The sequence below is a fragment of the Candidatus Goldiibacteriota bacterium HGW-Goldbacteria-1 genome (genome assembly GCA_002839855.1).
Taxonomy (GTDB): domain Bacteria; phylum Oederibacteriota; class PGYV01; order PGYV01; family PGYV01; genus PGYV01.
Map to the genome: position 1 here is coordinate 274,757 of PGYV01000004.1, position 11,894 is coordinate 286,650.

12 protein-coding genes are annotated in these 11,894 nt (G+C 42.8%); all 12 read right to left on the reverse strand.

Annotated elements, in window-relative coordinates:
- Positions 1-125: 125 nt before the first annotated feature.
- Positions 126-914, reverse strand: coding sequence for a hypothetical protein (locus CVV21_05090; GenBank protein PKL92128.1), 789 nt, complete (start codon positions 912-914; stop codon positions 126-128).
- 88 nt (positions 915-1,002) lie between these two features.
- Positions 1,003-2,298 carry an O-acetylhomoserine aminocarboxypropyltransferase gene (locus CVV21_05095; GenBank protein ID PKL92129.1) on the reverse strand — a complete coding sequence of 432 codons (1,296 nt, stop codon included), beginning with the start codon at positions 2,296-2,298 and terminating at the stop codon, positions 1,003-1,005.
- A 95-nt stretch (positions 2,299-2,393) separates the two neighbouring features.
- On the reverse strand, positions 2,394-3,317 hold the full coding sequence (gene cysK, locus CVV21_05100; GenBank protein PKL92130.1) for a cysteine synthase A: 924 nt from the start codon (positions 3,315-3,317) through the stop codon (positions 2,394-2,396).
- 17 nt (positions 3,318-3,334) lie between these two features.
- A complete protein-coding gene (locus tag CVV21_05105; GenBank protein ID PKL92131.1) occupies positions 3,335-3,778 on the reverse strand; it encodes a hypothetical protein in 444 nt (147 codons plus the stop codon).
- 82 nt (positions 3,779-3,860) lie between these two features.
- Positions 3,861-4,436, reverse strand: coding sequence for an RNA polymerase subunit sigma-24 (locus CVV21_05110; protein ID PKL92132.1), 576 nt, complete (start codon positions 4,434-4,436; stop codon positions 3,861-3,863).
- Between the two features lie 67 nt (positions 4,437-4,503).
- Positions 4,504-6,960 (reverse strand): CoA-disulfide reductase, encoded by a 2,457-nt coding sequence (locus CVV21_05115; protein ID PKL92133.1) that lies wholly within the window; start codon positions 6,958-6,960, stop codon positions 4,504-4,506.
- On the reverse strand, positions 6,957-7,301 hold the full coding sequence (locus CVV21_05120) for a transcriptional regulator (protein ID PKL92134.1): 345 nt from the start codon (positions 7,299-7,301) through the stop codon (positions 6,957-6,959). The genes CVV21_05115 and CVV21_05120 overlap by 4 nt, the downstream gene beginning before the upstream one ends.
- 97 nt (positions 7,302-7,398) lie before the next feature.
- A complete protein-coding gene (locus tag CVV21_05125; GenBank protein ID PKL92135.1) occupies positions 7,399-7,713 on the reverse strand; it encodes a cupin domain-containing protein in 315 nt (104 codons plus the stop codon).
- Between the two features lie 16 nt (positions 7,714-7,729).
- Complete coding sequence (locus CVV21_05130) at positions 7,730-8,776, reverse strand: hydroxyacid dehydrogenase (GenBank protein PKL92136.1); 1,047 nt, start codon at positions 8,774-8,776, stop codon at positions 7,730-7,732.
- Positions 8,777-9,196: 420 nt separating this feature from the next.
- A complete protein-coding gene (locus CVV21_05135) occupies positions 9,197-9,856 on the reverse strand; it encodes a DNA lyase (GenBank protein ID PKL92137.1) in 660 nt (219 codons plus the stop codon).
- Between the two features lie 16 nt (positions 9,857-9,872).
- Positions 9,873-11,048 (reverse strand): alcohol dehydrogenase, encoded by a 1,176-nt coding sequence (locus CVV21_05140; GenBank protein PKL92138.1) that lies wholly within the window; start codon positions 11,046-11,048, stop codon positions 9,873-9,875.
- A gap of 162 nt (positions 11,049-11,210) precedes the next feature.
- Entirely contained in the window at positions 11,211-11,891 is a 681-nt protein-coding gene (locus CVV21_05145) for a hypothetical protein (protein ID PKL92139.1), read from the reverse strand.
- Positions 11,892-11,894 lie beyond the last annotated feature (3 nt).

Below are 11,894 nucleotides of genomic sequence, written 5' to 3' on the forward strand. Positions count from 1 at the left end.
AACATATTATAAACAATCGCTCCGGCAGCCGCGCTTTTTAAGGCGCATTGTTTAGATTTCGCTTCTGCTTAATTGCTTATAGCTTAACTCTCTCTTTTTTAGCTTAACTTCAGCAGAAAAAATTATTATTTTAATTCAAACTTTACCATCACACCCGCTGATATCTTTACAGTCCCCGCCGATAACGTGCCGCCGCTTTCTGATTCCGCATTGACGCTGTCCATCATCGCGTTTGCCGCCATTTTTCCGGCCGCACGGAAATACTGCTGCTGCGGCTGCAGTTCTTCAATTGCAAGCGGTTTTCCTATCCTTCTGCCAAGCGCCGCGGCCATCGCCTTTGCTTTTTCCTGTGCGGCTTTTAAAGCAAGCGCCCTTGCTTCGTCCGAGTATTTTCTTTTTTCTGAAACAACAAATTCAACGCCGTTAAGATAGTTTGACCCGGCGCCAAGTATCCCTTCTGCCACCGCCTCATATTTTTCCAGTGTGCGTAAAAGCACCGTAATATTTTTTGTCACCGTATATCCGATAAGCACCTGTTTGCCGCTGTAATCATACCTGGGCTGAATTGATATCCTGTCCGTCTGAATGTCTTTTTCATCAACGCCGTTTAGTTTTAGGGCTTCAAATATTTTTCTTGTTTTGCCGTCATTGTCTTTTTTTGCCGCTTCTATCTCTTTACTTTCGGAATTAACCCCAAAACTGATTATCACCTGGTCCGGAACCGCCTTTACATCCGCCATTCCCGTCACAGTAATGTAACGCTTTCCGTTTGAATCATCCGCCCCCGCCATTGCACCACATGCCAGCAGCAGTACAGCTGCAAAACAAAAACTTTTAATACGCATATTTTCCCCCGGTTTAATGTATTTTAAAAACAAATATATTCTATCAGATAAAACCGTCTGTGCCAACATTCATCCGGCCATTTCAAACCATCCCGTTTTACTATACTAAGGTCAAAAAAAAAGCCCCCCTTATTCAGGAGGGCTTTGTAAATATTTCTTATTTTTGGGACAGCTTTAACGCTTCATCAAGCGCTTCTTTTATATCGTCAATGTGCTCAATGCCAATTGAAAGCCTGATTAAATCCGGGGTAATTCCGCCTGCCTTCTGCTGTTCTTCTGTTAACTGGGAATGTGTTGTACTTGCGCTGTGGATTATAAGGCTCTTCGCGTCGCCCACGTTTGCCACGTGCGAAAACAGCCCGATATTGTTGATAAGTTTTACCGCGGCATCGTATCCGCCTTTAATGCCGAATACCACCATTCCGCCAAAACCATTCTTTAAATATTTTTTTGCTACACTATTATCTTCATGTGAAGCAAGGCCGGGATATTTTACCCACGCCACTGCCGGATGCTTTTCAAGGAACTTTGCCGTTTCCAGCCCGTTATAACTGTGACGCTCCATCCTTAAAGCAAGCGTTTCCACTCCCTGCAGAATCTGCCACGCGTTATCCGGTGATATCGCCGCGCCAAGATTTCGCAGAGGCGTTAAGCGGAACTTAAGCGCGTAACACAGCGGTGACAGCTCCCCTAAGTCGTGCGCCCACCTTAAACCGTGATAACTTTCATCCGGCTTGTTGAAAAGTTCAAACTTTTCATCTTTCCAGTTGAACTTTCCCGCGTCAACCACAATGCCGCCCATTACCGTGCCATGCCCGCCTATCCATTTTGTAAGCGAATGCACCACAATATCCGCCCCGTGTTCTATTGGCTTTAAAAGCGTAGGCGGAGTGAATGTTGAATCCACTATAAGCGGCAGCTTGTGCTTTTTTGCAATCTTTGACACTTCTTCAATATCCGTAACACCAAGCGCCGGGTTGCCGATAGTTTCAACGTATATGGCGCGGGTTCTGGGATTTATCGCTTTTTCATACGCCTCAAAATCATTATGTCCGACAAACACAGTCTTTATCCCGTGCTGCGGCAAAATGTCATTTAACATCGTATACGTTCCGCCGTAAAGGTTATTGGCGGACACAATTTCATCCCCCATTTTACAGATGTTAATCAGCGCGTAATGTATTGCGGATGTGCCTGTCGCGGTTGCAATAGCCGCCACACCGCCTTCAAGCGCGGCAATCCTCTGCTCCAAAACATCAGTAGTGGGGTTCATTAACCTTGTGTAAATATTTCCAAGCTGGCGAAGCGCGAATAAATCCGCCCCCCTTGCCGTTGTGCCAAGGTCATAAGCCGTGGTTCTGTAAACAGGCACCGCCCTTGACTTTGTGTCGCTGTCGGGTTTGTGCCCTGCGTGAAGCGCCTTTGTTTCTGCCCTGTAATTTTTTTCTGCCATTATTTTTCTCCTTATTTTTTTGTTTTGTTTTTATGACACCTCTTAAAAATTTCAACTACTTACACATTCGCCTCATATTTACCCTCCCTGTTAATTTATTCTTCAAAAAGCCAGGTGCTTAAATACCGCTCTCCTGTGTCGCACATTACTGTCACTATCAGTTTGCCTTTATTTTCCGGCAGTTTTGCCAGTTCAAGCGCGCAGTGCAGGTTCGCGCCCGCGGAAATACCTATCAATAACCCTTCCTCTTTTGCGGCCCGGCGCGCCGCCATACCAGCGTCTTCTTCTTTTACTTTCATAATGCTGTCAATTACCTTTAAGTTTACAACTTCAGGAATAAAGTTTGCCCCTATCCCCTGAATCTTATGCGGCCCGGGTGCTTCGCCTGACAGCACTGCGGACTTTTCCGGTTCAACAGCCACCACTTTTATTTTTTTGTTTTTAGATTTTAAATACCCGCCGGCGCCGCTGACCGTACCGCCTGTCCCGACCGCCGCTACAAATATATCCACTTTACCGTCTGTGTCTTTCCATATTTCAGGGCCTGTTGTCTTTTTATGAATTTCCGGATTAGCCGGATTTTTAAACTGCTGCGGTATAAAACTGCCGGCAGTTTTGGATGCAAGTTCTTCCGCCGCGTCCACCGCGCCTTTCATCCCTTTTGCACCTTCTGTTAAAACAAGTTCCGCGCCAAGGGCTTTTAACAGTTTTCTTCTTTCCACGCTCATTGTTTCCGGCATTGTCAGTATAAGTTTGTATCCCTTTACGGCGCAGACATACGCAAGCGCGATGCCTGTGTTTCCCGATGTGGGTTCTATTATTACAGATCCCTTTTTTATCCGCCCTGCTTTCTCCGCATCCTCTATCATTGACAGGCCTATCCTATCCTTTACGCTGGACAGCGGGTTAAAGAATTCCAGTTTTACCGCCACCTTTGCGTAACCTCCCTCATTCATTTTATTGATGTATACAAGGGGGGTGTTGCCTATCAGTTTTGTAATATCGGCTGCTATCTTCATTATGTCCTCCTGTTAAATCAGATGTAGTATGTTCCTTCGTTTTCTTTATTCAGCGTTTTATAGTCATTTACAAGGTCTTCAAGTGTCGTGCCTTCAAGTATCTTTGCTGTCTGCGCTTCCAATTTGCACCACAGGCTGCGCGCCGGACATCGCCTGCTTTTCGCGCACAATGCGGCGTCATTTACACATTCAACCATTGCGCTGTTACCTTCAAGTGAATTCATTACCTGCAGCATATTTATCTTTGAAGGTTCTTTTGCCAGTTCATAACCGCCTTTAGCGCCGCGGTGCGATGTAATTATACCCGCGCTTTTAAGCTGAAGCACTATCTTGCTTAAATATTTTTCGGATATATCCTGCTTTGCGGCTATTGCATTTAACAGCTGCGGCCCTTTGCCGTAATTATACGCAAGTTCAAACAAAAGCCTTGTGCCGTATCTTGTCCTTGTTGAAAGTTTCATCCTGCTCTCCTGTCAATCTCTACCATTTAGGTCTTGATAGTAGTAATTATATTCAAAAAATTTGAATTGTCAACTGTTTTTATTATTTATTTAAAAGTTTGTTTTTCAGCGCTTCCCTTGCGCGGAAGATAAGCGATTCCACCGAGGATACGGACACGGACAATATCTGCGCTATCTCCTTATAGGACTTATCCTCATATACCAGCAGCACCATTGCCATCCTTTGATTTTCAGGAAGAGACAGCAATGCTGTGTTTACATTTTCTTCGGCCTGGTTTTTTTCCGCGCGCAGGTCAGCGGAAACAGATGCTGTATCGGCGATATCACTTAAGTCTTTCGCGTGTTCGCCTGTGCTTTCTTCATAAATACTTTTTGCCCCAAGCCCGGCATCTGTCTTTTTTTTCCTTATAAAATCAATGGCGGTATTTGAAGTTATCCTGTACAGCCAGGTGGTAAATTTTGCCGAAGGGGAATAATTGCCTGCGCCTTTATAAACTTTAATAAAGACCTCCTGGGCAATATCTTCAGCTTCCTGCCTGCCGCGGACAAGCCTGTACGCATAATTAAGAACCGCCTGCTGATACTTATCAAGCAGTTCATTAAACGCGTTCTTATCCCCCTGTTTAACCCTTTGCATTAAATTATGGTCTTCCATCATAACCGCCTTTAACGTTACAGAGACACTTCCCTTTTTCCCACGGCTCTGCGCTTACATCTGTATATTGTTAAATGAACAGTGTGGCGTCTGACCCGTCGGACGATTCCAGCATTGAGGCTACTCCGCCAATTTCCACTCCGTCAATTAATTCTTCCTTTTTTATTCCCATAAGATCCATTGTCATCTGGCACGCCACAATTTTAGCGCCGCTTTCTATCGCGGATTTAATAAGTTCTTCAACGCTGCTTATGTTATGTTTTTTCATGATGCCCCTGATCATAACAGGCCCCATGCCCGCCATGTTCATCTTTGAAAGCGATAATTTTTTGCTGCCGCGCGGAAGCATAAAACCAAAAGCTTTTTCAATAATGTTTTTCTTTAAGCCCTTTGGCTCTTTTGATTTTTTAAGGGCATTTAAACCCCAGAACGTAAAGAACATGGTCATTTTGCGCCCCATGGAAAGCGCGCCGTTGGCAATAATAAATGAAGCAATTATTTTATCCATATCGCCGGAAAACACTATCATTGTTTTATCGTGGGATGACGTCATATTTGTTTTAACCTCCGTTTTTTCGCCCGATTTTTCTATAACGGCGCTTATCACTCCCTTATCTGATTCAAGCGAAAATATTTTGTTGCCCGTGGAACGTGCCCAAGCGCCCACGTCATTATAAAAACCCGGGTCTGTCGCTTTTATTTCAAGCCTGTCGCCGGGCCTTATGGCGTCAATTTCTGTTTTAAGCCTCATAATAGGGCCGGGGCACTGCAGACCGCACGCGTTAACAGAAATTATTCTGGACGGTATTGCTTCCTCACGCCTGTCCTGCGCTTTTGCGGAGCCCATTTCCTGTTTTTCATCAAATATATTTTCGTTGCCCTGTTTGCCGGTTATGGCGGAATATGTAATGTATCCGCCGGAGACATTATAGACATTGTTAAAACCGTTCTGAACCATTATCCTGCACGCAAGATAACCCCTTAACCCCACCCTGCAGTAAACCGCCACTTTTTTATCTTTTGGAACGTCTTTCAGCCGTTTTCTTAATTCATTAAGCGGGATATGCACGGCATTGGGTATCATGCCCAGGTCTGTTTCTTCTTTTTCCCTCACGTCAAGTATATACCAGCTGCTGTTGTTATTAATAAGTTCCGCACAGGTGGTCTGCCTTACCCTTCCTTTAATAATATTTTCCGCGACAAAACCCGCCATATTAATGGGGTCCTTTGCCGAAGAAAAAGGCGGCGCATAGCAGTGTTCAAAATTAAGCAGGTCTTCAACGGTCCCGTTTTTCTGTATGAAAGCCGCTGCCACATCAATCCTTTTTTCAACCCCTTCATAACCCACTGCCTGAACACCCAATATTTTACCGTCAGACGGCGAGAACATCATCTTTAAAGACATCTGCGTGCCGCCCGGATAATAGCCGGCGTGATTATTGGGGTGTATCACAACGCTTTCATAATGGATTTTATCGGCGTCAAGCGCCCTGGAATTTAATCCGGTAGAAGCGGAAGTCATATCAAATACTTTAATGACGCCGGTGCCGATGGTGCCCCTGTACTTTATTTTATTGCCCTCTAACAAATTCTCCGCGACAAGCCTTCCCTGTTTGTTAGCCGGCCCCGCAAGCGCTATTGCCGCTTTTTTTCCGGAAACGGGATTTACAGTTTCAATGGCGTCGCCCACCGCGTAAATATCAGGGTCAGATGTCTGCATGTATTCGTTGACCGCAATTCCCCTTGCGCCGATTTCAAGGCCTGCCTGTTTGGCAAGCGTAACATCCGGTTTTACACCTATAGAGAACATCACAAAATCAGATTCAATCTCTTTGCCGCTGTTTAATGTTGTCTTTATTTTGTTATGCGCTTCGGCAAATGCCTTTACCCCGTCATTAAGGTATAGTTCAATACCTTTCTGCTGTATATGCTGATGAAGCATGGCTGCAAGTTCAAAATCAATTAAACCCATCACCTGCGGCAGCGCTTCCACTATTGTCACAAACATGCCCTTGTGCTTTAAATTCTCCGCTATTTCCAGCCCTATGTAGCCGCCGCCCACTACAACAACTTTTTTTGGATTATTATCCCTTATGTAATTGTATATCTTATCCGTGTCTTCCATATTGCGAAGGGTGAATATTTTTTTACTGTCTATGCCGGGAATAGGCGGCTTAACCGGTTCCGCGCCCGGGGATAAAAGCAGTTTGTCATATTTTTCAGCGTATTCATTGCCGGTCTTTAAATCTTTTACCCTTACTTCTTTTGCCTTTGTATCAAGAGACAGCACTTCAGAATTAACGCGAACGTTGACGTTAAACCTGTCTTTGAATGATTCCGGTGTCTGTAAAAGCAGGTTCTGCCTTTCGGTAATCTCCCCGCCTATATAATAAGGAAGCCCGCAATTGGCAAATGACACATAGCCGCCTTTTTCAAATACGGTAATTTCCGCTGTCTCTGACAGCCTTCTTAACCTTGCGGCCGCTGACATGCCGCCTGCCACTCCGCCTACAATAACAATTTTCATAATTTTGCCCTCCCTAACTTATTTTTAATGCCTTTTTCATAAATATTTTTCTTGCGCCCAAGGGCAGACATCATAATTTCCGCCATCATGGAACATACCTTTGGAATTCTGGGGTCGGATATGCTGTAAAAGACATTCTGCCCCTGTTTTCTGGAAACCACAATCCCCTTGCTTAAAAGCAAAGACATGTGCTGGGAAAGGTTTGCCTTGCCCAGCCCGGTTGCCTTTATTATCTGCGACGCGTTAAGTTCTTCATCGCACAATAATTTTATGATGTTAAGCCTGTGCGGGTTGGAAAATGTCTTACAGATATCTGACTGGGCTTTTATTAAGTCTTCCATAACACCTCCGTTAAACAGTTAATTGGATGTAGTTCACTAATTTATTAACTATTTAACTTATATCAGATGTCCTGATTATTGTCAAGCCCTCCGTTCCCTAATCATTACCCTTAATCATCACAAGCATCATTTTGAACTGTTCCAGCGCTTTTAACGCATGCGGTTCATTTGCCGGCATAATTAGGGATTCCCCTGCGTTAAGAATGTGAGGTTCGCCGCTGATTTTAATTTCTGCTTTGCCTTCCGTCACATTAACCAGCGCGTCAAAAGGCGCGGTGTGTTCAGACAGCCCCTGCCCCTTGTCAAAAGCAAAAAGGGTTACAGTTCCGCTTTTTTTGTTGATTAACGTCTTAGAGACAACCGCCCCGTCGCCGTACTTTACCGAAACGTTCACGTCAAATTTTTCAGCCATAACATCCTCCTGTTTTTTAAAAACAGATATTTTTTTTCTTCTTTACGCACGGTTTATTGCACTGATAGCATATTTCATTTGTAAGGGTGTGCTTTTCAAAATACTCCTTTATATTGCCAAGCGTGGTGTCCGCAATGTTTTCTACCGCCTCTTTTGTGAAAAACGCCTGGTGCGAAGTGATAATAACATTGGGAAAAGTAAGCAGGCGCGCCAGCACGTCATCGCTTAACACCCTGCCGGAAAAATCTTCAAAGAAATACTTGTCTTCCTCTTCATACACGTCAAGCCCTGCGTACCCTATCCTGCCGCTTTTTAACCCGTTGATAAGGGCTTTGGCGTCTATAAGGCTTCCGCGGCCGGTATTTATTACCATCACGCCCTTTTTCATCTTCTTGATGCTCTGCGTGTTTATCATGTGAAACGTGTCTTTGTTTAACGGGCAGTGAAGCGTGATGATATCCGCTTCTTTATAGATTCTGCTTAAAGGCGCGTACTCTATTTTATTATCAACGGCGTACTTTTTATCAGGAAACGCGTCATAGGCAAGCACCTTTACACCGAAACCTTTAAGGATATTTATCATCTCCCTGCCTATTTTACCCGTCCCTATTACGGCCGCTGTCTTGCCCTTCATGTCAAATCCTAAAAGCCCGTTTATGGAAAATTTGCCATCGCGCGTCCTAAAGTATGCTTTATGCACTTTTCTGTTAAGGGTCATCATAAGGGCTGCCGCGTGTTCCGCAACAGCATTAGGCGAATATGCCGGAACCCTTGCCACATGCAGGGTATTAAAAGCGCCTTTTAAATCCACATTGTTATAACCCGCGCACCTTAGAGCGATTAATTTTACACCCTGCTTTTTAAGTTCTGTGATGACCGGAGCGTCAATGGTGTCATTGACAAACGCACATACAACATCCGCACCGCCTGCCATAAAAGCGGTCTCTTTATTCAGGTGGGGCGGAAGATACTTGATTGTGTAGCCGTATTTTTTGTTCACGTGGTCAAAATTTGCAATGTCATAGGGCTTTGCGTCAAAGAATGCCAATTTTATCTTTTTCATATACTACCCTCCTTATTTATCAGTATTATATCATATTGCCATCCTGCTTCACCTTGAATATTACTAATTTAGTGATATATCAGCTGTTAAAAAAAGCCGTTTTCACGGCTTTTTATTTTTAAGAAGGGAGCAGGCTGATAAAGGGGTTTGGGAGGGGTATTATCGTAGATACCTGCTCCCCGTCTTATTGTTATCGTTTTAGTCTGTGACTTTTAAAGAACCATATATCTATCACCTTGTTAGTGATATTATACCTGCTAAATTCAAAAAGTCAAGAAGAAATTAAAAAAAAAAATTTAATTTTTCCGCAGCACTTCACACAAAGGGCTTGGGTTGTATTTTTTCGGGGCGCGCTGCCCAAGCCTTACTAAAGATCTAATACGCGGGACGCGCAGGAGCACGTCCCCTACGAATACCAAATCATTTAAATACATGCCCTGCTTCACGGAACCAAAGGGTTAAATCCAGGCCGTCCATCGGTATTTTTATCTTTTTAGAGAACTTTTTCATCTTCTGTTCTATTTCAAGGTATTTCGCGTTTGTAAGGCTTTCCGGAATGGCGGGTATCACGCCCATCCTGGCCAGATTCCTTAATATGTGCCTGTCCAGAATGGCAATATCATCGCCAAAACCGATATTTCTTAAAAAGTGGCTGGCTTCTTTATAACCATAACCTTTAATATTTTTAACAAGCCATTCGCGCATTTCATACGGGTCTTTGAACTCTGACAGGAACTCTTTAATTATAAACTTCCCGTTCTTTACGAATTTGTCCCTTGCTTCACAGGCATAGACCGCTTTTTTGTTTTTGAATCTGACCCCGTTAATTTCTTTAAGCTGCAGAAGCTGCGCGGGTGTGGCGTTTAACAGCAGTTTTTTCTCCAGAATCTTTTCCACGCACGCCCAGCAGTTAACCGCCTTTGACTGCGGCGTAAATATGCAGAAAATCATTTCATGCATTATGTCGCGCGACGTGCCGTTTTTCCACTTGCTCCTGAAACTTTCAAGAGCGCGGCCTATTGTGTTCTTCTGTGATACATATATCTTTTTTACGGCTTTTATTTCTGACGCATAAGACATTCAGTCCGCTCTCCCGTTAAAAAGCGTTATTTAAAATCTCTTCCAGTTCTTTCCTGTCTTTTATGGGGGCAGGCACTCCTGCCACTTCTATAACCTTATCTGCTATTTTTTTCAGTTCTTCCTGCTTTATGCCAAGGTCTTTTAGATTATCTTTTAAACCAATCTCGGTCATAAACGCTTTTAACCTGTCAATTGTATAAGGTATTTTCATTTTATCATCCACATCTTCCGGAATTCCAAACACGCGCTGTCCAAACTGAATCACCCTGTTGGGCCTTAACCTTTCAAGAAACTGAAGATACGACGGCAGTATTGCCGCTATTCCGGCGCCGTGCGCTATTTCATCATGCAGCGCGGATATGGCGTGTTCAATGGGATGCACGGTCCAGTTTCCCGCGCGCCCCGCGTTTGGAACGCCCATAAGCGCGACCGTGCTTGAAAGCGAAATGTCCGCGCGCAGTACCGGGTTTTTTAAATCTTTCATTAATTTGGCGCCGCTTTCCACGCAGGTTAACATCACACCTTCTGTTATCCTGTCCTGCAGGGCGCAGTTTTCATCGCCTGTTAAATACTCTTCAAGCACGTGCATTATTATGTCTATTATTCCTTCCGCTGTCTGCTGTGCCGGAACCGTCGTGGTAAGCAGCGGGTCTACAATTGAAACTTTTGGATAAAGAAATTCCGGATTATATAAACCCTGTTTCTGCCCCGTTTCCGGATTTGAAAAAACAGCCGCAGGATTGCCTTCTGAACCTGTTGCCGCAAGTGTCGGGATAAGCATTAATGGAAGGGCTTTTTCAATTTTTTCCGCGCCTTTGTCAGGGATGTAAACAAAGTCCCATATGCTTTTTTTATTCGCCGCAGCCACGCATACGCCTTTTGCAGCGTCCATTGCAGAACCGCCGCCAAGACCTATTACCATATCGCAGTTTTCAGCTATTGCAAGTTCCGCAGCTTCATCCACTTCATTTACTTTTGGATTAGGCGTAACGTATGAGTATGTCACAAAACCCACACCGGCTTTTTCAAGTGATTTCTGCACCGCGTCAAGAAGTCCGGAAGTTTTAACCGACCGCTTTCCGGTTACTATAACAGCTTTCTTTCCAAGGTGTTTTGCTTCATTACCGACGGAATTTATCTCCCCCGCGCCAAAGACCACTTTTACAGGGTTTGCGAATGTTAAGTTTTTCATTTTTTCCTCCAAGTTTTTGTTTTTACGTTAAAATACTAACATATAACAACTGCTAAATCAAAGCCCAAAGATTATTTTATGAACTTAAGATTTAGTTAAGGTATCAGACATCGCTTTTTTATTTGAAGGAAAACTTAAAAATAATATCTTTACATATAATTTTTAATTATTAAATTCCGTATCCAAAATACTCGTATTAAGTCTATTCACTTTAAAAGTCATAGTATTAATAACTTCATTTTTGTTTGCATGAAATTCTTCAACTATTTCTTCCGGAATGTCGATTCCTTTAATTTTTACATATTTGTTCATTTTCAAAACATAATACTTTTTTCCTGAAAAACTGTAAAATCTCATTTCAACAATCTTATCTTTAATAATATTCATTCTTATTTGAGGATATTCTTTTTGTTGGTTATTTTTTATTGCAATAATTTCTTTTCCTTTAATTTCTTCAATTCGTTCATCCTTATTAACTGAAGTTAAATTATAATCATTTAAGAAATTTTTAATATCAAAAAGGCATGCCGGATAAAGAGATGCCGAAGATATTTCATTATTTTTAACAACGCTGAATTTTATAGTTGACGTAGAATCTAACAATTCAAGTTTCTTTTTTTTATTTTCTTTTTTCAAAACTATTCTTTTTATCTTATTCTTCAATTCCTTGTGATTATTTGATAGGATTGTCTCTTCGGACGCTGATGATATTTCAACGTCAATTGTATTAATACTATCAAAATTAGAATAAATTTTTGAAATAACATTTCCCGCCGTATTGTCAGCATATATACATCCAATAAAAAACGAACAAAATAGAAGGTTAAATAATATTTTTTTCATTTG